General features: G+C 52.6%; 21 protein-coding genes. 14 read left to right on the plus strand and 7 right to left on the minus strand.

Annotated features, from left to right (window positions below; genetic code table 11):
- Positions 1 to 628, plus strand: a 628-nt coding sequence (locus AC2FNV_RS17705; protein ID WP_496774026.1) for a hypothetical protein, incomplete at its 5' end; no start/stop codon positions are given.
- Positions 625 to 1,434 carry a tRNA (guanosine(37)-N1)-methyltransferase TrmD gene (gene trmD / locus AC2FNV_RS17710; protein ID WP_170608464.1) on the plus strand — a complete coding sequence of 270 codons (810 nt, stop codon included), beginning with the start codon at positions 625 to 627 and terminating at the stop codon, positions 1,432 to 1,434. The genes AC2FNV_RS17705 and trmD, both read left to right, overlap by 4 nt.
- Before the next feature lie 132 nt (positions 1,435 to 1,566).
- On the opposite strand, the gene AC2FNV_RS17715 is transcribed toward trmD, so the two are convergent.
- On the minus strand, positions 1,567 to 2,370 hold the full coding sequence (locus tag AC2FNV_RS17715) for a glycoside hydrolase family 25 protein (protein ID WP_170608466.1): 804 nt from the start codon (positions 2,368 to 2,370) through the stop codon (positions 1,567 to 1,569).
- Positions 2,371 to 2,749: 379 nt separating this feature from the next.
- Here AC2FNV_RS17715 and rplS point away from each other — a divergent pair, with 379 nt between their 5' ends.
- Both rplS and rpmE read left to right on the plus strand, forming a co-directional pair.
- The gene (gene rplS / locus AC2FNV_RS17720; protein WP_170478030.1) at positions 2,750 to 3,133 is read left to right on the plus strand and encodes a 50S ribosomal protein L19; all 384 of its coding nucleotides are present in this window, start codon (positions 2,750 to 2,752) and stop codon (positions 3,131 to 3,133) included.
- Positions 3,134 to 3,144: 11 nt separating this feature from the next.
- Complete coding sequence (gene rpmE, locus AC2FNV_RS17725) at positions 3,145 to 3,366, plus strand: 50S ribosomal protein L31 (protein WP_170476780.1); 222 nt, start codon at positions 3,145 to 3,147, stop codon at positions 3,364 to 3,366.
- 103 nt (positions 3,367 to 3,469) lie between these two features.
- On the opposite strand, the gene AC2FNV_RS17730 is transcribed toward rpmE, so the two are convergent.
- The 3 genes from AC2FNV_RS17730 to AC2FNV_RS17740 form a co-directional block, all read right to left on the minus strand.
- Complete coding sequence (locus tag AC2FNV_RS17730) at positions 3,470 to 5,473, minus strand: cellulase family glycosylhydrolase (RefSeq protein ID WP_367648208.1); 2,004 nt, start codon at positions 5,471 to 5,473, stop codon at positions 3,470 to 3,472.
- 94 nt (positions 5,474 to 5,567) lie between these two features.
- The gene (locus AC2FNV_RS17735; protein ID WP_170608467.1) at positions 5,568 to 7,157 is read right to left on the minus strand and encodes an MFS transporter; all 1,590 of its coding nucleotides are present in this window, start codon (positions 7,155 to 7,157) and stop codon (positions 5,568 to 5,570) included.
- 144 nt (positions 7,158 to 7,301) lie between these two features.
- Complete coding sequence (locus AC2FNV_RS17740; protein WP_496774029.1) at positions 7,302 to 8,189, minus strand: AEC family transporter; 888 nt, start codon at positions 8,187 to 8,189, stop codon at positions 7,302 to 7,304.
- A gap of 214 nt (positions 8,190 to 8,403) precedes the next feature.
- Between AC2FNV_RS17740 and AC2FNV_RS17745 the strand changes: the two genes are divergently transcribed.
- Positions 8,404 to 9,213 carry a division plane positioning ATPase MipZ gene (locus AC2FNV_RS17745; RefSeq protein ID WP_170476775.1) on the plus strand — a complete coding sequence of 270 codons (810 nt, stop codon included), beginning with the start codon at positions 8,404 to 8,406 and terminating at the stop codon, positions 9,211 to 9,213.
- A gap of 289 nt (positions 9,214 to 9,502) precedes the next feature.
- On the opposite strand, the gene AC2FNV_RS17750 is transcribed toward AC2FNV_RS17745, so the two are convergent.
- Both AC2FNV_RS17750 and AC2FNV_RS17755 read right to left on the minus strand, forming a co-directional pair.
- The gene (locus AC2FNV_RS17750; RefSeq protein WP_170608470.1) at positions 9,503 to 10,732 is read right to left on the minus strand and encodes an adenylate/guanylate cyclase domain-containing protein; all 1,230 of its coding nucleotides are present in this window, start codon (positions 10,730 to 10,732) and stop codon (positions 9,503 to 9,505) included.
- 60 nt (positions 10,733 to 10,792) lie between these two features.
- Positions 10,793 to 11,245 carry a MarR family winged helix-turn-helix transcriptional regulator gene (locus AC2FNV_RS17755; protein ID WP_170608472.1) on the minus strand — a complete coding sequence of 151 codons (453 nt, stop codon included), beginning with the start codon at positions 11,243 to 11,245 and terminating at the stop codon, positions 10,793 to 10,795.
- A gap of 57 nt (positions 11,246 to 11,302) precedes the next feature.
- Here AC2FNV_RS17755 and hmgA point away from each other — a divergent pair, with 57 nt between their 5' ends.
- The 8 genes from hmgA (at position 11,303) to AC2FNV_RS17795 (ending at position 18,635) form a co-directional block, all read left to right on the plus strand.
- A complete protein-coding gene (gene hmgA / locus AC2FNV_RS17760) occupies positions 11,303 to 12,658 on the plus strand; it encodes a homogentisate 1,2-dioxygenase (protein ID WP_170608474.1) in 1,356 nt (451 codons plus the stop codon).
- Between the two features lie 5 nt (positions 12,659 to 12,663).
- Entirely contained in the window at positions 12,664 to 13,287 is a 624-nt protein-coding gene (locus AC2FNV_RS17765; RefSeq protein WP_170608476.1) for a LysE family translocator, read from the plus strand.
- Positions 13,288 to 13,332: 45 nt separating this feature from the next.
- The gene (gene fahA / locus AC2FNV_RS17770) at positions 13,333 to 14,589 is read left to right on the plus strand and encodes a fumarylacetoacetase (RefSeq protein WP_170608478.1); all 1,257 of its coding nucleotides are present in this window, start codon (positions 13,333 to 13,335) and stop codon (positions 14,587 to 14,589) included.
- Between the two features lie 10 nt (positions 14,590 to 14,599).
- Positions 14,600 to 15,550 (plus strand): MBL fold metallo-hydrolase, encoded by a 951-nt coding sequence (locus AC2FNV_RS17775; RefSeq protein WP_170476764.1) that lies wholly within the window; start codon positions 14,600 to 14,602, stop codon positions 15,548 to 15,550.
- Positions 15,551 to 15,685: 135 nt separating this feature from the next.
- On the plus strand, positions 15,686 to 17,296 hold the full coding sequence (locus tag AC2FNV_RS17780) for an FAD-dependent oxidoreductase (protein WP_170608480.1): 1,611 nt from the start codon (positions 15,686 to 15,688) through the stop codon (positions 17,294 to 17,296).
- A 5-nt stretch (positions 17,297 to 17,301) separates the two neighbouring features.
- Positions 17,302 to 17,508 carry a DUF2783 domain-containing protein gene (locus AC2FNV_RS17785; protein ID WP_170608482.1) on the plus strand — a complete coding sequence of 69 codons (207 nt, stop codon included), beginning with the start codon at positions 17,302 to 17,304 and terminating at the stop codon, positions 17,506 to 17,508.
- A 61-nt stretch (positions 17,509 to 17,569) separates the two neighbouring features.
- Positions 17,570 to 18,208, plus strand: coding sequence for a maleylacetoacetate isomerase (maiA, locus tag AC2FNV_RS17790; RefSeq protein ID WP_170608483.1), 639 nt, complete (start codon positions 17,570 to 17,572; stop codon positions 18,206 to 18,208).
- A gap of 85 nt (positions 18,209 to 18,293) precedes the next feature.
- Complete coding sequence (locus AC2FNV_RS17795) at positions 18,294 to 18,635, plus strand: DOPA 4,5-dioxygenase family protein (RefSeq protein ID WP_170608485.1); 342 nt, start codon at positions 18,294 to 18,296, stop codon at positions 18,633 to 18,635.
- On the opposite strand, the gene AC2FNV_RS17800 is transcribed toward AC2FNV_RS17795, so the two are convergent.
- On the minus strand, positions 18,632 to 20,260 hold the full coding sequence (locus tag AC2FNV_RS17800; RefSeq protein ID WP_170608487.1) for an acyl-CoA synthetase: 1,629 nt from the start codon (positions 20,258 to 20,260) through the stop codon (positions 18,632 to 18,634). The two genes, AC2FNV_RS17795 and AC2FNV_RS17800, sit on opposite strands and share 4 nt — an antisense overlap.
- 222 nt (positions 20,261 to 20,482) lie before the next feature.
- Between AC2FNV_RS17800 and AC2FNV_RS17805 the strand changes: the two genes are divergently transcribed.
- Positions 20,483 to 21,880: an aminotransferase family protein gene (locus tag AC2FNV_RS17805; protein WP_170608490.1), complete on the plus strand. Its 1,398-nt coding sequence runs from the start codon at positions 20,483 to 20,485 to the stop codon at positions 21,878 to 21,880.
- Positions 21,881 to 21,976 lie beyond the last annotated feature (96 nt).

Raw genomic sequence — 21,976 nt, forward strand, 5'->3', positions numbered from 1 at the left:
TGCTTTCGGCAATCAAATGCGCAAGCTGTTGTGCACATTGGACCTTGGCGCAAGACGCGGGCTGATACTGAGTGAAGAGAATTTCTCGGGTTTGCGACCCAGCCGTAATCCTGCGGTGGGTTATGAGGCTGCTCCAGACCTGGCGGCATGTCTGGTCGGATTGATCCGCAATCGATTTGCAAACGAGCGCATGGAAATTACCCTCTATCTGTCGCTAAGACGGCGCTCGGACTGGCTTCGTAGCCTGTGGGCCCATGATTTGCGACGCACAAGGCTGCTTCTGGACTTTTCGACCTATCAGGAACGATTGACAACGATTCAATCACCCGAGGACGCGGCCAACGCTATTCGGGACCACCTGCCGAACGTAGATGTACGCACTCGATGGCTGGAAGATTTGCGAGAGCAACCACTTGGCCCTGGCGCACCCTTCGCGGAATTTCTTGGTATGTCAAAAGATCAGGTCGGCAAACTTGTGACACCTTCACACACCAACCCCGCGCTGCCCGATACCGTGCTTTCGGAAATGTTAGCATTGAATCGGTCCACTCTGGACGAAGGCGAACTGTTTCGGCAAAAGAAGGCTCTTGCTCGACATGCCCAAAACGACCTGATCGGTACAGAATGACAGACCAAACCGGCAAATCCCACGGCCGCAAGGCGATCCGCCCTACCTTGACACCGCGCGAGTTGATGACGGCAACGCCGGACCTGCACGGAGTTTGGAAGGCCAAAATAATCACTCTGTTTCCTGGCGCCTTTCCCGGCGTTTTGGGTGAAAGCTTAACCGGTAAAGCTTTGCAAGACGGCTTGTGGCAGCTTGATACGGTCGATCTACGGCAGTTTGGTGTCGGCAAGCATCGAAATGTCGACGATACCCCCGCAGGCGGCGGCGCGGGCATGGTCTTGCGTGCTGACGTTCTGGGCGAAGCCATCGAGTATGCCATGACGGGTATACGGGGCAACTGGCCTATCATCTACCTCAGCCCTCGTGGTCGCCCGATGAACCAACAGATGATGCAGAATTTGGCGCGTTGCGACGGCATCACCCTGTTGTGCGGTAGATTTGAAGGTGTGGATGAGCGCGCCTTGGAACACTACGGAGTTCAGGAAGTCTCCTTGGGCGATTTCGTATTAACTGGGGGGGAAATCGCGGCCCAGGCGCTTATCGACGCCACGGTTCGGCTTATCCCGGGCGTTCTGGGCAATCAGGCTTCCACAGAGCAAGAGAGTTTTTCCTCCGGTCTACTGGAACACCCGCAATACACGCGCCCTGCGGAATGGAACGGCCGAAATATCCCTGATATTCTTATGTCGGGTCATCACGGTCGTATCGCGAATTGGCGCCATGAAATGTCGGTGCAAATCACCCGCGAGCGGCGACCAGATTTGTGGGAGAGCTATTTAAGGTCACAGAAAAAGAATAATGATTAAGTCGCAGCGATCTAACTGCGTGCCGCTGATACGAATTATTGTTGTTGGATCCGCAAACTTTCAAATTACTAGCCACCAGTTCTAAGTGAACAAAAACTGCACGAATATTGGCTTAAACAGGCATATTCATGATCAGGAGGCCCCAGCCTTCCACCGGACCCATATATCTGGTGAGCCATTGAAAGTGTTGATGTCCACCTTGCCCTTTACCCCTGGAACCAGACCGGTGCCAGTGTACTGCCAAAACCGCCAAATGGTTCGTGGATAAACATTGCGCGGATGGCCCGCGACTGAGCGCAACCAAAAATCCGTTTTGGGCAATCGTGCGATGTCTGTATCTTCGTAAAAATCTACTGTGGTGTAAATGATGGGCCGGCGACCATAATGTCGCTCCAAGATGCTAAGGAAACGCTCTGCTTCGGCGCGAATTGTTTCCCCATCCGGACGAAGAGTGCAGGTTTTGGAATGAGGCGTCCATTCCATGTCCAGCACATGTGGCAGGTCTGCACCCTTGGGTACATTGCGAATAAACCATCGGGCCTGTTCTGCAGCCGGACGACAAAAATAATAGTAGTGATAGGCCCCCCAAGGTACGCCCGCCGCCTGCGCGCCTCGCCGGTGATCGTCGAAAAGCGGGTCGGAAAAATCCCCGCCTTCCGTCGCCTTGATAAAGGCGAAACTTACCCCTGCAGCCTTGGCAGTTCGCCAATCAATTTGACCCTGCCATCGTGAAACATCCAACCCGTGAACCGGGTAAAGCCCGGGATGCCGTCCTTCCCAATCGTGAGGATCCGCATCCCCGAATTTCGGGAATATAACTGACGGAGAAGTCGTGTCAGCAAATGCCATGGGTTCGACAGCCTGCGGCTGGGGGCCACGACGCCCGCATGAAATTAGCGCGACGGCCAAGATGGCCAAAATGACGGCTTTGCGCATCGTCTGTTCCTATGCTTGAAATCTGCTCGTATAATTGCCCCAAGAATGCCTGATCGACGGAACAAGGCAACGATACATTTCTCAGACGGCGAAAACCCACCGTATGCCCTCTGTTTTACGACAATTTAGGCTTGATCACCGGCTTCAAATTCCTTAAACGACCTCAATCCGGTGCCACGCCAAGTGACTCCGGTGATTTGGTTTGCTACTTGGCACTGCGCCCGGCTTTCTTCTGCAAGGGCACAACATAGCAAGCCAAGCCAAAGAAACATTCGATCTGAACTCTGGCGGGCTGTTCGCAGGACCCGATGAAGACCAAGAGCTCTCAGACCGTGCCCAAACTTCGTGGACCAACCACGAGCAGATAGGAGTAACTGCGATGGACCTGATCGCACAGCTTGAGGCGGAACAGATAGCCGCCCTGGGGAAAGACATCCCCGACTTTAAGGCCGGCGACACCATTCGTGTCGGCTATAAGGTGACCGAAGGCTCACGCACGCGTGTTCAGAACTACGAAGGCGTCTGTATCGCGCGCAAGAACGGCGATGGAATCGCCGGATCGTTCACTGTCCGCAAAATTTCGTTTGGCGAAGGCGTGGAGCGTGTTTTCCCGCTGTATTCGACAAACATTGACAGCATCACCGTTGTTCGCCGCGGTAAAGTCCGCCGCGCCAAACTGTACTATCTGCGCACGCGCCGCGGTAAGTCCGCGCGTATCGCAGAAGTCACCAACTATAAGCCCAAGGCTGGCGCCGAGGCGTAAGGAGCGGAAAGATGAAAAAAGACATCCATCCCGATTATCACCTCATCGACGTCAAGATGACCGATGGCACCATCGTTCAGATGAAGTCGACATGGGGTTCAGAAGGCGATCAGCTTGCTCTGGAAATCGACCCGTCCTCTCATCCGGCTTGGACCGGCGGCGGTACCCGTCTGTTGGATGCAGGTGGTCGCGTATCGAAATTCAAAAAGAAGTACGAAGGTCTGGGTTTCTGATCCATTCCATTCTGATTTCGAAAGCCGCCCTCTTTCGGGCGGCTTTTTAATTTTGATATGGTCGACGCCGAATTCGGCAACCCAAACCAGAATGTTATGGCGATCATTCAAGATAGAGCCAGCGACTTCCCTTTACCTTTCCCAAATCGATCTCGTGAACGCCATCTTTGACGGTGTGCGCTGCTGATACGTCACCGACGCGCCCGTCACGGGAAATCAATTCCAAATCTGGCCGAGCTTGTATCCGCAAAATGCCTGTTATGGGTTCAATACGGAAATTCTCGTCTTCGGGATGTACAGAAATCGCGCGTCCGGAAATCGAAATAAGAATGCGCCGTGCCTGCGTTAACGCTGATTGATCCAAACTCTGCACTGCGATCGCTGCCATAGGGTTATCGACGTTAAACTCAACATTTGATGTCTTTACGGGTTCGCCGTGAAAACGCCCGGCAACTATCTGACTGTTATCAATATTAACGACAAACTGACCTTTTTCGAATGCTCTGAAAAACTCTCCGGTATCTGCTTCAACCACGCCCGATCTCGACTTTAGATAAGAGCGATCAGGATCCAAGTCCTGGTAACTTTTACCAGTCAGGTTAGTCGCAGTCAGCCATGGCAAAGCGGGTGTCTCGGGCATACACGTAACTAACCGGCTTTGCTCAATGATCGTACGAATACCAATGGAAGTATCGGGTGCAATCGAACGGCCAAAGAAATCTGAAGCATCGGGGCACAAGGCATAGGTTTGTTCTGCCTGCCTTATATGCCCGGCGCGGTAAAGGATCGCGGCAGCGGGCATCATCCAGATCATTCCCGGATCACTGGCAATGCTCCAGTTTTCAGGAAAAACATTTCCATTCAGTCCTTGTTGCGAATACCCGTAGACCATCATTGCGTCCCACCCCTGAAACGCGGCCATTGCAGCCACACGAACGGGTGCAACAAAACGATCTTCAGCCAAAGTAGTCCCGATATTCCACTCAGAAACGCTCAGAGGCAGACCGTCGACTTGTGCGATAGCTAACCAATCAAGCAAACCTGCTCGTTGCCGCGGATCAAAATCTATTTCTCCTTCCCATCCATAGCTGTGCGTATCAACGATGCCCCCGCGCATTTGCGAGGGCAAACCGGCAATTGACATCTCGCCCCAAAGGCTCGTCGTGGAAATTAACCCGTCAAACCCAGTATCCCGGACTGACTGTGCCATCCTGTCAAAGAACTTGTGCTCAAGGTCGTTAAGAAAAATCTTGGACGGCCCAAACTCCCACGCCCGCCAAGTCCTTTCCGCGTCAAACCCGTGTTCCTTTGCGAATGCATTTGCCAAAGCCATGTAAGTTTCGGAATGCCGTGGAACGCCTTTGTCTGGTAACAGTATGTTCCCAAAATGATGTGTCAGATCGTTTTCATTGGTAATCTGAACGGCAATCACGGCTGGCTCTTCAGAATAACTCAGACCTGTGTATTTGTTTTTGTGGGACAGAAACGCGGTTTGAAATTCTTGCATAAGGCGTTCGATGCTTGGTGAAACAAAGTTGAAACCCACGGCATCAGCTTTGTCCTGCCCACCGGCAAGTTCTTCGAAATTTTCCACTCCGTCTGACGCAGTAAAGCGGCGGCCAACATGAAGATCCAGCCAGATGTAGATACCTTCGTCCTTTAGGGCAGTTATCCATTGATCCAGCTTGTTCAACCACGCAGGATTGAGCTGGGTCGTAGTTTTCGCATTCTCGCCAAATATGTTCGGCTGAACCCAATCGGAGTCGTGATGGTGAATTCGCACCAGATTGAAGCCCAACTGAGCCAACCTTTTTGCATGCGCCTTAATGTTCCGAGGCTCGGTAAAGTAAATGGCGTATGCCTGCAGATTTGCGCCCCAAAACCGGATGGGCGTACCGTCTTCGAAGATCAGTTGATCCCCTTGCGCCATTACGCGCCCGTGAATGCCCGCAGGTTTGTGGTTCAACCCACTTAAGTCCGGTGTCGCGGTCCGAAGTGTGATTTTGTCTAGTGGCCAGTCTTCCGAGGCTTCAGCGACATCGCGGTCTGAGTGCAGCGTGAAGAGGCAAAGACATATAGTAAACAGTATCGAATGTATGTTTCTCACAATACAGTTCAAAAAGGCACCCAATCAGAAAATTGCTACCGTCAGATCATAAGCTGCAACGCGCTGAAAGCTTAGTTAAATATTGTCGCCGCTTTCAACTTTTGTCTTTGACCAGTTGCTTTGCGTCTTGAAGCGGGGGCACTGGCCCACGCAACAAAAGGAGCGCAAGAATAACCGCAATCGATGCGGCAACGGCGGCACACAACATGGCACTGTCAAACGCATTGTCCTGCAAATCCCTAAGGGCTTTGGCCAGCGATGTGCCGGAATTAGGATTCATACCGGAAATGATCTGTTGAATTTGACTTGGAGTCCCATGCGTCAAAGCACGAGACAGTTCTTCCTCTTTATTCGATCCGGCCGGAAGCGCGGCAATCACCTCAGCCAGACCGGAACGAGTCGATCTTGCCTCCGCCAAGCCGCCGATAACAGCGCCCAGCGTTGCGCCAAAATAGAGAAAAGCGTTGACTACACCTGATCCCTGCCCGACATGTTCCTCTGGCAAAAGCCGCAATCCCAACCTTGGCAGCAGCGAAAACCCTATACCAAGTCCAAGGCCCAAAATGACCAACTTCCACCATATTTCAGAGTAGCCTGTTGTGTTTGTCGTCGAAGTCAGCAGGAACAATCCGCAAGCCATGCTACCCATACCCAAAATGATGGGCCACTGAAAACTGTAGGGTGCCAGGAACCGGGGGGCGGTAACTGAAACGGCAAACATACTTAGGCTGAGCGGCAATATCGCTGCCCCTGCACCGATTGCCGTGTACGCAAATGTATCCGGAGATTGCACGAACGTGTTAAAGTAAACAAAGAAACAAAACAGGGCAAAACCTGTAAAAAACATGCCTGTCGCGGCCATCAAGTATCGGGGATGGCGGAAATATCGCAACTCGATCAAAGGGTCATCGCTGCGACGCGAAGTTGTGATCAGCGCAAAAACAGCGACAACCGAGACACATAATGGAATAAGCGTGGTTACGGTTCCCCACCCTTTGCTTTCACCGTTGCTTAAGGCAAATGACAATGGACCAAGCAATAGAACAAGAGCCACGGCGCTGGGAAAGTCAAATTTTGCCCCTTGCAGCCTTGTGTCTGGTACATAATTCTGTCGTTGCACGCGCAATCCGATTATGAAAGCAGCTACCAACAATACCAAATCAGTCGCAAATACGCCTCGCCAGCTGATGTAATGGGCAAATGCCCCGCCAACGATCGGACCGAGACCGATGGCCAGACCGACGATCGCGCCCCATGCTCCTGTAACGCTGGCTCGTTTTTCTTCCGGCGTCGCCGCGGTGAGCAAAGACAGCGACGTTCCGAACAAGGCGGCGGCACCCGCCCCTTGCGCTCCGCGGCCTATTAACAGCATCGCGGCGTCCTGCGAGAAAAGAACCAACCCAGACCCAACTGCAAAGACGATCATTCCAAAGAAGAACACACCCATTTTGCCGGTGATATCCCCCAATCGGCTGACAATTGTGACCAGTGTGGCACTGACCACCGTGTAAACTGCCATTACCCACTGCAAGCCTGACGGGCCTAGATCAAATTCAGCCTTAAGGTTGGGAAGAATGGTCGCCACTGCCGTCGTGTTGAATCCGACCACCATCATGCAAATAGCGGTCATGGCCAAAACCACTCGCGCGCCGCGCATATCAGACGTTTCCTTGGAAACTTTCATCTAAAGCCCCGCCTCACGATGTCTCCACATTACCGGCCCGGCAAAGGCGACTGGTTTGATCTAAATTTAGCTCCTCCGAGGATAACTTATAGACAATAAACCGGTTTTTGTCGCCGATTGATGTCAGTCAGGTAATTTGGGTACTCAGATCCAATAGGAAAGGGCCAAAGGCAGAACGATTATGGTCGTCAACGTTGAGACCAGGATAAAACTGGCGACATCCGGCCCGTATTCCGGAACATGCTGATCAATGAACAAATAGGTCGCCACAGATGACGGCATCAGACAACAAAGGATCAACGCACCTCGTTCAACCCCAGTAAATCCGAAAATCCAGATCAGCGCAGAGGCAATGATAACTGCCATGACAAGGTGCAGCGCCGTCAAAAGAACAGCACGCGCAAGGCTATTTACACGCAAAGTGGCCAGGGTATGCCCAAGCGTGAGCAACATCAGAGGGATCGATAACCCTCCCAAAATATCAAACGACTTTGCAATTGGCTGCGGTAAGCTTTGCCCTGTAGACATCAAGATCAGCGAAAAAATTACCGCGTAAATAATCGGCGACGTTGCCAGCTTTTTGGGCGAAAACTCTCCTGCCGGAATCCACATACCCACGGTAAAAATGCTGATGAGCACCACCACAACAAAGGCCATTGTATAAGCCATTCCCGCGTCGCCCAGCGCCAACAAAGTGATCGGCAAGCCGATATTACCCACGTTGCCGTGCATCAGTGGTGTCAGAAAGGCACGTACTGGCAGATGTAGCACCTTCAGTACAACGAATCCCAAAACTCCGAACCCCGTGACGGCCAATGCCGCAGCGGTCATCATGTCAATAAACGTGCCAACCGCTAGTTTGGTCGTGGACAAATGCGAAATAATCAAGGTCGGGTACCCGACTTTTGAAACGATCCCGCCAATCACCTTGTTGTCAAACGGTGCGTCGATCAAAGCAAGGCAGTAACCAACGCCGGCGCAAATCAAAACTGGCAGTACCACATTCAGAACATTGAGAAACAAGTGATCCAATCCCAGCCCTCCGCGCCGTTGAAGTCACACTGAGACCTGACCAGGGTTTTGGCAAGAAGGCGAATTTGAAGAGACGAGCGGGTCTCGGACCATCGAATTCAAAGCTGATATTGCTATAAACTACGGCTTAGAGTTCTTCCCTTCCTGCGCCACACAACATATAGTGGCTTACAACAACGTGTGGGCAAACACGGCGGGACTTGGGAATACAGGCATGGCACATATTATTGTGGTCGGAAACGAAAAGGGCGGTGCAGGTAAATCGACCGTCTCAATGCATGTGGCAACCGCACTTGCCCGATTGGGGCACAAGGTCAGCACACTCGATCTGGATCTGCGTCAACGAAGCTTGGGCCGTTACTTTGAGAACCGTATAAATTTTATGAACGGTTCGGGGATTTCTTTACCAAGCCCGCGCCATCATGACTTGCCCGAGATTGACGCAAGCAGATTGAAACCGGGTGAAAACATCTATGATCACCGCCTTTCCGCGGCAGTTTCAGAGTTAGAAAGTGACAGCGACTTTATTTTGATCGACTGCCCCGGCTCACACACGCGCCTAAGTCAGGTCGCGCATTCCCTGGCAGACACACTTGTCACACCATTGAACGATAGCTTCATCGATTTTGACCTGCTTGCCCGGATTGACTCCAAGGGCGAGAAAATTCTTGGCCCGTCCGTGTATTCCGAGATGGTCTGGAACGCGCGTCAGCTTAGGGCGCAGGCAGGGTTGAAACCTATAGATTGGGTCGTGGTGCGCAACCGTGTCGGTACACAGCGCATGGTCAACAAGGAAAAGATGCAGCGCGCTATCGAGATGCTGTCGCAACGGATCGGCTTTAGGGTTGCTTCCGGCTTTTCCGAGAGAGTTATTTTCCGCGAATTGTTCCCACGTGGACTGACACTATTGGACCTAAAAGACATCGGTGTAAAACAACTGAATATCTCCAACATCGCGGCACGACAGGAATTGCGCGATATGATGAAGGAACTGAACTTACCCGGCGTAGAAATAGACTTTTGATTAACGCACACGGCTGAGTTGCGGCAAGGTCCGATCACTTTCTACAGTAGGGGGAATAGTTTGCGTTTAGCTTCTTAACAGTCAGGAAGCCTATTGGTGCGATCGAAGGCATATCTGACATTGCCTTTGTATTGAAAAGAAATCACTTTATGCTGGGGTTTGCCCCATGGCGAGGCGAACGCAATACCGCTCTCGCATTGTATACCTTGGCAACAACACCATGTCAGCGAACAGCGAATGACGCTCGTTTATAACTTCAACATCTCAACTCAATGCATGCGGCCCTTTTTCACAGCCTATGAATTGTAAAAAGCTCTTTGGGTTCGGCCACGCCCCGCAACATGTAGCGCCCTACCGAAACCAGATCGTGTTCGCACGGTTGCGCCGCGCGCGCCACGTCATCTGACAAAAGAATCCGTTGGCCCAGCGAACGGTGCATTCCGGCAATTCGAGCTGCTTGATTAACCGTCGGTCCAATTACAGTGAAATCCAACCGGCTTTCTGCGCCTATGTTTCCGTAAAGAATTTCTCCGGCGTGCAAAGCCAGAGTGAAGTTAGTCACTGGCAGAGAGTCTGCCAGGCGTCGGGTGTTTAATTCTGCCATTCTTTTTTGCAGGGCAGCCGTCGCGTTCAGCGCCGCACGCGCATCGGCGTCGATCTCGCCCACATCGAAAATGGCCATAAGCCCATCGCCCATGAATTTCAGGATACTGCCGTGGAATTCGTGAACGACGTCGACCGCGACAGCAAGATAATCATTTAACATGTCAATGATCTCAAGCCCGGGCAACTCTTCGGACAGGCCAGTAAATCCTTCCAAATCAAAATTCCAAACCACAGCGTCAATCTGCTGCAAGGAACCCCTTCTAATTTCGCCAGAAAGCACTCTTTGACCTGCGTCACTTCCCAGATAAACCCTCATCAGGTCTCTCGCCACGGTCGCGCTGGAAGCAGATTTCAAGGCCAGACCCAGATGCGGCAAAGAACTTACTATCAAAGAAAGATCTTGAGGCTGGAACCCTTTCGGCGCATTTGTCGCCCATGACATTAAAGCTCCATCAATACGCCGGTTTTCACCTAGTTGATTGAGTTTTGCGGGCGCGCCAAAATTGATTCCAGTCGCATAATACTCGGTCGCGCCTTTTTCACGCAGTTCGTTAATCAACGGAAATCGACTGGCCGTGTTCTGGTCAACTAAACGTTCGTGAACTGCATCCAATCCCTCATTAAGTATGGCATAGAGCGGACTTTGCCGCCATTGCTGGCTAGGGGTTTCGCTATAGTCGAATGTCTGAAAATCTCCGCCCTGATCATGATACCAACTGTAACCGGTGCCGCCATAGGCCGGATGCAGAGCAGGTTGCGCCGAATGAAAACGCATAAGCGGTACATCCAGATCCAACAATTTTCTACAATAGCCGTCCAGAAGATCATGCTCGCCGGTTCCTTCCAGACCACGCGTTACCAGCCAATTTATGAGATCATTGGATTTCGCTGAATCGGTGTCTACGGCTGCCATAGTTCAATCCTACCTCATTGAGACTCACATCTGATGGCCATGACCTCGAAATTCCAGTGGTCAATCCAATCCAGCCAAACGTCGCAACATAGTGCGCAGCAATTCCGCCTCTGCAGTGGTGAACTGCGCTGCTAGTTTGCCGTCGTAATTCCGCGCGATTGAGCGCAGCTCACGATAAGCGGAAGTGCCCATTTGAGTCAGCGAAAGACGCTCGACCCTCCGATCATTTTCATCTCGGATTCGTCTGAGAAACCGACGTTGTTCCAGTTTATGTACTGCGCGACTGATCTTGGTTTTGTGAATCTTGGCTCTTTGACCGATGTCTCGCGCTGTCATTTCGCCATAATTTCCAAGGTGAAACAGCACCCGCCATTCCGTACGCAGCATTCCAAATCGGTTCTTATAAACCTGCTGAAACTCAAGCGAGCTTGCCTCGGCCGCCTGATTCAGCAGGAAAGGCAGAAAATTCTGAAGGTCGAATTCATCTTTTTCGTCGTTTTTTGGGTGTGTCATCCTTGTTAGTTACAAAAACAACTATTATCCGACAAGCAGGAAAGAGAGGACCGCGCCATGAATCGCCCCACTGATCCGCATCATTTGACCCAGGCTGCGACGCCTGTTGGAACCCACGCCGGATACATGCCCGGCTTTGGCAACGATTTTGAAACCGAAGCTCTGCCAGATGCTTTGCCACAAGGGATGAACAGCCCGCAAAGATGCAATTATGGCCTGTATGGTGAGCAGTTGAGCGGAACTGCCTTCACCGTCCAACACCCAGAGCGGACATGGTGTTACCGTATCCGCCCTTCGGTAAAGCACTCGCACCGATACGAGAAGATCAATCTTCCCTATTGGAAATCGGCACCAAATGTCGACCCAGATGTGATCAGCCTTGGTCAATATCGTTGGGACCCTGTACCCCATTCTGCTGTTGGGCTGACTTGGCTGACAGGCATGCGCACGATGACCACCGCAGGCGACGTGAACACTCAAGTTGGCATGGCAAGCCACATTTACTTGGTTACCGAATCGATGGTGGACGATTATTTCTTTTCCGCCGATTCCGAACTGTTGGTTGTACCACAGGAAGGCCGTCTTCGATTTGCGACAGAATTAGGAGTCATTGATCTCGAGCCAAAGGAAATTGCTATTCTCCCGCGCGGACTGTTGTACCGCGTCGAAGTTTTAGAGGGTCCGGCGCGAGGGTTCGTTTGCGAAAATTACGGACAAAAATTCGAATTGCCTGGGCGAGGACCAATTGGCGCCAATTGCATGGCCAATCCGCGCGACTTCAAGGCACCTGTCGCAGCTTTTGAAGACCGCGATGCGCCTTCAACCGTCACGATTAAATGGTGTGGTCAATTCCACACCACCAAAATCGGTCATAGTCCTTTGGATGTCGTTGCTTGGCACGGAAATTACGCGCCGTACAAATATGATCTTCGAAATTATTGCCCTGTCGGAGCCATCCTTTTCGATCACCCGGACCCTTCGATCTTTACCGTATTGACCGCCCCGTCCGGGCAACCCGGCACCGCAAATATCGACTTTGTTCTGTTCCGGGAACGCTGGATGGTGATGGAAGATACCTTCCGTCCGCCTTGGTATCACAAGAACATCATGTCCGAGTTAATGGGTAACATCTACGGCCAATATGATGCCAAACCTCAGGGTTTTGTCCCCGGCGGCATGAGCTTGCACAATATGATGCTACCACATGGGCCGGACAAAGAAGCTTTTGAAAAAGCTTCGAATTCCAACTTGGGACCTGACAAGCTGGATAACACTATGTCATTCATGTTCGAGACACGTTTCCCGCAACATCTGACGGGGTTTGCGGCGAACGAAGCGCCGATGCAAGATGACTACATTGATTGTTGGACGGATATCGAAAAGAAGTTTGATGGTACCCCAGGAAAGAAATAGCCGATATGGGCTTTGATATCTGGATCACTTATGTCGCGACCGTCCTGCTATTGATGAGCACGCCCGGCCCCAGCCAATTGCTGATGCTGTCGAATTGTGCTGTCAATGGTCTTGGACGCGGAATATTCACTGCTGCCGGGGATTTAACGGCCAACTTTTTGCAGATGTTGGCGGCCGGCCTTGGACTGGCAGCGTTGATTGCTGCATCCGGCAGCGCATTGACGGTGATCAAGTGGTTAGGTGTCGCTTATTTGATCTTTCTTGGTGCGCGAACGATCCTGAGAGCCAAACGCAAGGCAATGCAAATAGCCGCGCTCGCCAGTCGCAAATCTTTGTGGTTGCAAGGTTTTATTACCTCAGCAGCCAACCCTAAGGCAGTGGTGTTTTTTGCCGCGTTATTTCCCCTGTTCATCGATGGTGCTCTGCCCTTTTGGTCACAATTTGCTATCCTATCCGCCACATACCTGATCTTGGATGCCATGTTTCTTACCGTCTACGGCGGCAATGCAAGTTGGCTGGCCAAGCGCCTTAAAGGTCCGGCCAGGTTATGGCTGGACCGGATCGGTGGAAGTTTCATGATTGCGGCTGCTATTTTGCTTGGGCTGAAATCCATCCGCCCCGGTTCGTAAACCCGCAGGCGAAACGCCTGTCCGCGCGACAACTAAGGACGAAACATGCCATTGAAATTCTCTTGGGTGACATCTGCCAATGACGCAAGACACCCGTTTCCACTGAATAACCTGCCCTATGGCGTGTTTTCGATTAAAGACGATGAACCAAAGTGTGGGGTTGCGATCGGCGACCTGATCCTAAACGTAACAGAAGCCGAAGCAAGGGGGATAATTTCCCTTTCCGATGAACCGCTCTTCGATCTTCCCTTCTGGAACCCGCTAATGGAACAAGGTCCGGCCGTCTGGGCCGCCCTTCGCGAGCGCCTGACTGAGCTGTTGGCAGAAGGATCAGTAGAACAGGAACGTGTTGAAACGTTGCTTGTTCCACAGGCCGACGTCGAGATGCATATGCCGTTCGCAGTTAGCGAATATACTGATTTCTATGCGGGCAGAAATCACGCTTTTAACGTCGGCACCATGTTTCGTGGTCCGGAAAACGCACTGCCCCCGAATTGGCTGCACATACCAATCGGCTACAATGGGCGCGCATCATCAGTAGTAGTCTCTGGTACAGATATCCGTCGTCCTTGGGGGCAATTGAAGTCACCAGACCATGACAAGCCCGCATTCCTTCCGTGTCGGCGCTTTGACATCGAGCTCGAGATGGGAGCGATCGTTGGCACACCTTCAGACGGTCCGATATCGGTGCAGGAAGCCGACGATCAAATTTTTGGTTATGTTCTGCTTAATGATTGGTCAGCCCGCGACATTCAGGCGTGGGAATATCAGCCGCTTGGGCCGTTTCAAGCGAAGGCCACCGCCACTTCGATTAGCCCTTGGATCGTGACCAAACCCGCCCTTGAACCGTTCCGTTGCGCCACACCAGAACGTGAGTTCGAGTTGCTGGACCACCTCAAAGATTGCGGCCCCATGCTTTATGACATCGATCTAGAGGTAACGATTGCCCCTGAAGGCAAACCTGAAACCACAATTGCTCGGACTAACTATAACCAGATGTACTATTCGGCCGCTCAACAACTGGCGCACCACACGACGTCAGGCTGTCCAATGAATGTCGGTGATCTTCTAGGATCTGGAACGATCTCCGGTGCGTCCAAACCTGAGCGGGGTTCGCTTCTGGAACTCAGCTGGGGTGGGAAGGAACCGATGACACTTGCAACTGGCGAAACGCGTAGCTTCATCGAAGACGGCGACACCCTGACGTTGAAAGGCATAGCCAACGGCGATGGATACACCATCGGATTTGGCGACTGCGTTGGTACCGTTTTGCCTGCCCTTGAAAACCCCTACGCACGATAAGGAACCCACCATGGCCAAAGCATTCGCGTCCCAGGGGGACATGTCCGAAAAGAAAATCTCTTTCACCGAAGTTGGCGACGGGCTGTATGCCTTTACAGCCGAAGGTGACCCGAATTCAGGTGTGATCATCGGTGACGACAGTGTCATGATCGTCGAAGCGCAGGCGACACCCAGACTTGCGAACAAAGTTATCGAATGCGTGCGTTCGGTTACCGACAAACCGATCACCCATGTGACGCTTACCCATTACCATGCTGTACGCGTCCTTGGTGCAAGCGCCTTTAATGCGCAACAGATTGTAATGTCGGACATGGCCCGCGCCATGGTTGTGGAACGCGGCCAAGAAGACTGGGACAGCGAATTCCAGCGTTTCCCACGCCTGTTCGAAGGTCATGAAAGCATTCCCGGGCTAACCTGGCCAACCACCACGTTCAGCGACACCATGACAATCTATCTGGGCAATCGACGGGTCGATTTAATGCATTTGGGCCGCGCTCATACTGCTGGAGATATTGTTATCCACGTGCCCGATCAGAACGTGATGTTCACTGGCGACATCGTTGAATATCACTCTGCTTGCTACTGCGGCGACGGGCATTTCGGTGACTGGGGTGACACGTTGGATGAGATAAAGTGGTTCGACGTGGATGCGATTGCACCAGGACGGGGCGATGCGCTGGTCGGTAAGGACATGGTCAACGCCGCCATCGAAAACACCCGCGATTTCGTTGACAGCACCTACCGACCTGCCGCCAAGGTTGCTGCACGCGGTGGCACTTTGAAAGAAGCATGGGACGCAGTTCGTGCTGAATGCGACCCAAAATTTTCAAACTATGCAATATACGAGCACTGCCTTCCGTTTAACGTAGCCCGTGCCTATGACGAAGCTCGCGGGATCGACACCCCTCGTATCTGGACTGCCCAGCGAGATCTTGAAATGTGGGAGGCTTTGCAAGGTTAATAAATCCCGGCCTGAACTTGATCCAGATCGTGTCGGGTCGTTACGGATAATGAGACGATAAGCCAAATCCTACAGCCAAACTGCGCGGGGCGCTTTCGTCGAACGCCCTCTGAGCCATGGAAGGGGAGAGCAACTGTGAACAAGGTATTCGAAGTTCCGCTGTATGCCTATCAATCCAACCCGGACCAGGCGGCGCCGGTACCGGTCCGCCACAAGATCATTGTTGTCGGCGCTGGCCCCGTTGGGCTGGCGGCAGCCATCGATCTGGCCCAGCAGGGTGTCGAAGTTATCGTGCTGGATGATAATGACAAGGTCAGTTTTGGCAGTCGCGCCATTTGCTTTGCCAAACGCCCGTTAGAAATCCTTGATCGGTTGGGCTGTGGGCAGGCCATGGTCGACAAGGGCGTTTTGTGGAACAAGGGAAAGGTCTTTTTTGACGACCGGCAAGTCTATGAATTTGATCTGCAGCCCGAAAAAGGAGATCAAAGACCGGCGTTCATCAACCTTCAACAATACTATCTTGAGCAGTTTTTGGTCAACCGTGTCCGCGAGCTGCAATCCGAAGGTGCACCAATAGAAATCCGCGGTCGCAATAAGGTTGAAGCAGTCGGAACCCATCCTGATCACGTCCGGCTTGAGGTGGATACGCCCGAGGGGTCTTACACCGTCGAAGCCGATTGGGTAATCGCCTGCGACGGCGCTGCTTCTCCAATGCGAACCATGTTGGGCGAAGATTTCGTTGGGCGTGTGTTCGAGGATAACTTTCTGATTGCCGATGTCGTGATGGATGCCGATTTTCCGTCGGAACGCTGGTTCTGGTTTGACCCTCCGTTCAACAGGGGCCAGTCGGCGTTGCTGCACAAGCAACCTGATGGTGTCTGGCGGATCGACCTGCAACTGGGGTGGGATATCGATAAAGAAAAAGAAAAACGCCCCGAGAATGTGATCCCGCGTCTCAAGGCCATGTTGGGCGAGGATGTTAAATTCGAACTGGAATGGGTCAGTATCTATACTTTCCAATGTCGCCGCATGGAGCAATTTCGCCATGGACGTGTGATTTTTGCCGGTGACAGCGCGCACCAAGTCAGCCCATTTGGAGCGCGCGGAGCCAATTCCGGTTTGCAGGACACTGATAACCTGTGCTGGAAGCTGAAAATGGTGCTGGACGGAAGCGCGCCGGAATCCTTGTTGGACAGCTATGATCTCGAGCGGATCCTCGGAGCTGACGAAAACATTCTGAATTCCACCCGTTCGACGGATTTCATCACGCCCAAGTCACCAATGTCCCGCATATTGCGCGACGCCGTTCTGGACCTTAGCGAGCATTATGATTTTGCGCGTCCGATGGTCAACTCCGGTCGCTTGAGCACGCCTTGTACCTATGACGGCTCGCCTTTGAACTCGGCAGATGGGCTGAACGGTCCGGCAAGCACCCGACCGGGATCGCCCTGCCCCGACGCGCCGCTGGGTGACACCTTTCTGTTGCCCAAATTGGCCAATCGATTCACTTTACTGACCATAGACGCAGACGCACCGGATGACTTTGAAGTGGACGGCGTGCCTGTCCCAAGACTTGCATTGTCAATAAAGGACGACCCAACGCTGGCATTGAAACGCCGTTATCTAGGTGACGCGACCAGTGCGGTTTATTTGATCCGACCCGATCAGCACGTCGCGGCCAGACGCGATACATTTGAAGAAAACGCATTCCGGCACGCGATGCACCGCGCCACGGGTAAGGAGTAAAAATCATGGCCGATCTGATCCTTTCAGCGAATTTCGATCACGCCGATGATTTTTACGCCGATCTACTTGAGGCCCATGAAGGGCTTGAAAGACAGGACAGCGACGCTCTGAATGCTCGGTTGATTTTGGTTCTGGCCAACCACATAGGAGACAACAATATCCTGAAACAGGCGATAAAGGCGGCTGCGCTTCAAAAGAATGAGCCTTCATAAAAATGAAACAAATATTGGAGCCGTCATTGCCGCCAATGACCCAAGATAGCCAGAGGCTCAAATGTCGGATGTAATACTTTATGACTACTGGCGATCTTCGGCCAGCTACCGGGTACGGATCGCGCTGAATATGGCCGAAATCAGCTATCGCTCGGAATTTGTCGACTTGGTTAAGGGAGCACACCGGGAGGCTTCGCATTTGTCCCGAAACCCGCAGGGGCTGGTTCCGGTTCTAGATATTGATGGGCTGCGCCTTACACAGTCACTCGCTATTCTCGATTATCTGGACCGGACGCGAAACTTGAACCTTCTGCCAAACGAACCAGCAGAACGGGCTGCGGCTCAAGCTTTAGCTTACAGTATCGCCGTCGATATTCATCCAGTCTGCAACCTTTCCGTCGCCCGACATGCCACTGAACTGAGTGACGGCGCCGACGACATGCCCGGAAGCTGGATGCGCCATTTCATTCGCCCCGGTCTGCTGGCGTTTGAGGCATTGTTGAGCGGGTTTAAACAGGCACCTTATTGCGCCGGCTCAACGCCAGGACTTGCCGACATTTGCCTTGTGCCGCAGATTTACAATGCCAGGCGTTGGCAAGTCGATCTGTCTGATATGCCTAAACTTTTGTCAGTTGAGGCAGCTTGCGGCAATCTTCCGGCTTTTGCAGCAGCGTATCCTGACGCGAATGCGCCGACCTGACCGCGCGCACAGACACTGTGTGACAACAACGAAGTGACAGCGTGCCGTTCTTGTGTAGGCTCTTCCAAAATTCAAAGGATACGCCATGCCAGAGATTACCGGCTATCATGCGCACGTTTACTTCGATGCAGAAACGCAAGACCTCGCACAAAAGCTATGCGAAGATGTCTCTCGGCTGTTTCCCGTACAGATGGGTCGGATGCACGCCAGAAATGTTGGTCCGCATCCGCGCTGGAGCTGTCAGCTGGGCTTTGCCCCCGACGCCTTTGACCAAGTAATTCCGTGGCTGATGCTGAATCGAAACGGTTTGACTATTTTCACCCATCCAGAAACTGGCAACCACTTGGCTGACCACCGGGATCGCGCCCTCTGGATGGGCGAAATGTTAAAGCTTGATCTGTCAATTTTCGAAAAGACGAATGCTTAACCCAAAGCACGCGCTTGATCCCGCAGTTTGAATTTTTGGATCTTACCCGTCGACGTCTTGGGCAATGAACCAAACACAACCGTTTTAGGCGCTTTGAAATGGGCCATGTTTTCCCGGCAGAAACTGATGATTTCAGCCTCGGTTGCGTCGCTCCCCGGCTTCAATTCGATAAACGCACAGGGCGTCTCTCCCCACTTGTCGTCGGGGCGGGCAACTACGGCGGCATCCATTACTGCAGAATGCTTGTAAAGAACATCCTCGACTTCAACGGATGAGATATTCTCGCCGCCTGAAATGATGATGTCTTTGGACCTGTCTTTCAGCGCGATGTAGCCGTCAGGATGCATGACGCCCAAATCGCCTGACGCAAACCATCCGCCCTTGAATGCCTTGTCCGTTGCATCGGCATTCTTCAGGTAACCTTTCATCACGACGTTGCCTTGCATGAATATCTCGCCCATCGTCTCTCCGTCGGCGGGAACAGGTTCCATTGTCTCTGGGTCAGCCACCATTAACCCCGACAAGGCAGTGTACCGAACGCCCTGCCTGACTTTGAGCGCTGCGCGATCCTCGGCGGTCCTGTCGTTCCATTCGTCTTTCCAGGCACAAACCACTGAAGGGCCGTAGGTTTCGGTCAGGCCATACACATGCGTGACCTCTATTCCCATACCTTCCATCTTTTCGATAACTGCAGCGGGTGGTGGGGCACCAGCAGTCATCACCTTGATCTCGTGATCGAAATCCTTGAGTTCATCCGGCGCGTTGGCCAACATGTTCAATACGATCGGAGCTCCGCAAAAGTGAGTAACCTTTTCGTCCCTGAAAGCGGCATAAATTGGTTCCGCGCGTACTGCGCGCAGACAAATTGAAACTCCAGCGTTTGCCGCCATCGCCCAGGGGAAACACCATCCATTGCAGTGAAACATTGGCAGTGTCCAAAGATACACCGAGTGTTTCGGCATGTTCCAATCCAGCAGGTCCGACTGTGCGTTCAACGCAGCTCCGCGGTGATGGTACACCACACCCTTTGGATAACCCGTGGTCCCTGACGTGTAATTCAATGTGATCGCGTCCCATTCGTCGGCAGGCAGAGACCAAGCGAACTCCGGATTTCCTTCCGCCAACAGAGCGTCGTAAGACAAAGTACCCAGTTTCTCACCACCTTTGAAAGAAGCGTCCTCAATATCGATGACCAACAGGTCGCGTTCGACCTGTTTTAAGGCCTCTTTAACTACGCCGGAAAACTCTGGATCGACAAACAGGACCTTTGACTCGGCATGATTCAGAATGAACGCGATAATCGCCGCATCCAACCGCGTGTTTATTGCATTTAGAACTGCTCCGATCATTGGGACGCCAAAATGCGCTTCGTACAGTTCAGGGATATTCGCTGCAATAATGGAAACCGTTTCCCCCGACTGCACACCGTGTGCCGACAGCGCGCTGGCAAGACGGCAGCAACGGGCATAGGTTTCCGCCCAAGTGTATCGGCGGGCTCCGTAAACTACCGATGGATAGTCGGGATAAACATGCGCCGAACGCTGAATAAAGCTTACCGGCGTCAACGGAGTGTAATTTGCGGCGCATTTGTCCAAATGACGCTCGTAAATATTTGATGCTGCCATTTGCGGATCCTCCCAAATCTCGGTTGGCGCGAATTGATCACAAAGTTGGCTGCGTGACAAACCCGTAGAAATACCGCAAGCCAAGGGTCTGGCGATAATCTATCATCCCATCTGGCCCTATTGTCGACAGGCCATTCGCGGTGATCTGTGCTATCGCAAATTCATGCTATCGTGGGACTGTTCCCACATCCGGAACATCGCATTTGACTGAAAGGACATGTCATGGACGGCACGTTCAACGAAAACGACCTCTCTCATGTAGTTGAGGCAGACCGCGCTCACATCTGGCACCATCTGCTGCAGCATAAACCCTTTGAAACCAACGATCCGCGTATCATTGTCGAAGGCAAGGGCATGCGCGTCTGGGACCAGAATGGCAAAGAACATCTGGACGCCGTGTCAGGCGGTGTTTGGACGGTCAATGTTGGATATGGTCGCGAATCGATATGCAAGGCCGTGTATGATCAGCTGATGAAGCTGTGCTATTTTGCAAATTCAGCGGGTTCGATTCCGGGTGCTATTTTTGCTGAAAAACTGATCGACAAAATGCCTGGTATGAGCCGGGTTTACTACACGAACTCCGGTTCCGAAGCGAACGAGAAGGCGTTCAAAATGGTTCGCCAGATCGCCCATAAACGCTATGGCGGCAAAAAAACCAAAATCCTTTACCGCGACCGTGACTACCACGGCTCGACTCTGGCGGCGATGTCGGCGGGCGGTCAGGATGAACGCAACGCTCAGTACGGACCGTTTGCACCCGATTTTATCCGTGTTCCTCACTGCATGGAGTATCGCAAGCACGAGCTCGGCTTGGAGGACCTATCCGGCGAAGCATTTGGCAAGGCAGCAGCCGACGCTATTGAAGAGGTAATTCTGCGCGAGGGTCCCGAGACAGTGGGCGCTTTGTGCCTGGAACCTGTCACAGCGGGCGGCGGTGTGATCGAAGCGCCAGAGGGCTACTGGGAACGCGTCCAAGAGATCTGTAAAAAATACGACGTGCTGCTGCATATCGACGAGGTCGTCTGCGGCGTTGGCCGGACCGGCACTTGGTTTGGCTACCAGCAATACGGCATCAAGCCAGATTTCGTAACGATGGCCAAAGGCGTCGCCTCGGGTTATGCGGCCATTGCCGTTATGGTCACAACTGAGGAAGTATTCGACATGTTCAAGGACGACGCCTCGGATCCGTTGAACTATTTCCGAGACATTTCCACTTTCGGTGGCTGCACCGCTGGTCCAGCGGCAGCGATTGAAAACATGCGCATCATCGAGGATGAAAATCTGCTGCAGAACTGCACCGACATGGGTGAGCGTCTGATGGGCAACCTTCATGGATTGATGGAAAAACACCAAGTGATCGGGGATGTGCGCGGCAAGGGTCTTTTCTTTGGTGCGGAACTTGTTTCGGATCGGGCGACCAAAGAACCTATGGATGAAAAGAAAGTTCAGGCTGTTGTGGCCGACTGTATGGCGCAGGGCGTGATAATTGGCGCGACCAACCGATCAATCCCTAGCCGGAACAACACGCTTTGCTTCTCGCCGGCACTGATTGCGACCGCTGATGATATCGACCAGATAACCGATGCAGTCGACGGCGCACTAGGACGGGTTTTCGGATAAGCCATCGCTGGCAAAAGTCTGTGGCGAAATTGCTCGCATGAGACGAAGTAGAAAACCAAATAAACCGCGCGGTGAAAAGCCGCGCGGAAATATCAT

The sequence above is a fragment of the Ruegeria sp. BHSA163 genome (assembly GCF_059613365.1).

What these genes read in the sequence shown, in the direction of transcription:
- trmD (WP_170608464.1), top strand. Translation starts at nt 625, where the DNA reads ATGACAGACCAAACCGGCAAATCCCACGGCCGCAAGGCGATCCGCCCT.
- AC2FNV_RS17715 (WP_170608466.1), bottom strand. Translation starts at nt 2,370, where the DNA reads ATGCGCAAAGCCGTCATTTTGGCCATCTTGGCCGTCGCGCTAATTTCA.
- rplS (WP_170478030.1), top strand. Translation starts at nt 2,750, where the DNA reads ATGGACCTGATCGCACAGCTTGAGGCGGAACAGATAGCCGCCCTGGGG.
- rpmE (WP_170476780.1), top strand. Translation starts at nt 3,145, where the DNA reads ATGAAAAAAGACATCCATCCCGATTATCACCTCATCGACGTCAAGATG.
- AC2FNV_RS17735 (WP_170608467.1), bottom strand. Translation starts at nt 7,157, where the DNA reads ATGAAAGTTTCCAAGGAAACGTCTGATATGCGCGGCGCGCGAGTGGTT.
- AC2FNV_RS17745 (WP_170476775.1), top strand. Translation starts at nt 8,404, where the DNA reads ATGGCACATATTATTGTGGTCGGAAACGAAAAGGGCGGTGCAGGTAAA.
- AC2FNV_RS17750 (WP_170608470.1), bottom strand. Translation starts at nt 10,732, where the DNA reads ATGGCAGCCGTAGACACCGATTCAGCGAAATCCAATGATCTCATAAAT.
- AC2FNV_RS17755 (WP_170608472.1), bottom strand. Translation starts at nt 11,245, where the DNA reads ATGACACACCCAAAAAACGACGAAAAAGATGAATTCGACCTTCAGAAT.
- hmgA (WP_170608474.1), top strand. Translation starts at nt 11,303, where the DNA reads ATGAATCGCCCCACTGATCCGCATCATTTGACCCAGGCTGCGACGCCT.
- AC2FNV_RS17765 (WP_170608476.1), top strand. Translation starts at nt 12,664, where the DNA reads ATGGGCTTTGATATCTGGATCACTTATGTCGCGACCGTCCTGCTATTG.
- fahA (WP_170608478.1), top strand. Translation starts at nt 13,333, where the DNA reads ATGCCATTGAAATTCTCTTGGGTGACATCTGCCAATGACGCAAGACAC.
- AC2FNV_RS17775 (WP_170476764.1), top strand. Translation starts at nt 14,600, where the DNA reads ATGGCCAAAGCATTCGCGTCCCAGGGGGACATGTCCGAAAAGAAAATC.
- AC2FNV_RS17785 (WP_170608482.1), top strand. Translation starts at nt 17,302, where the DNA reads ATGGCCGATCTGATCCTTTCAGCGAATTTCGATCACGCCGATGATTTT.
- maiA (WP_170608483.1), top strand. Translation starts at nt 17,570, where the DNA reads ATGTCGGATGTAATACTTTATGACTACTGGCGATCTTCGGCCAGCTAC.
- AC2FNV_RS17795 (WP_170608485.1), top strand. Translation starts at nt 18,294, where the DNA reads ATGCCAGAGATTACCGGCTATCATGCGCACGTTTACTTCGATGCAGAA.
- AC2FNV_RS17800 (WP_170608487.1), bottom strand. Translation starts at nt 20,260, where the DNA reads ATGGCAGCATCAAATATTTACGAGCGTCATTTGGACAAATGCGCCGCA.
- AC2FNV_RS17805 (WP_170608490.1), top strand. Translation starts at nt 20,483, where the DNA reads ATGGACGGCACGTTCAACGAAAACGACCTCTCTCATGTAGTTGAGGCA.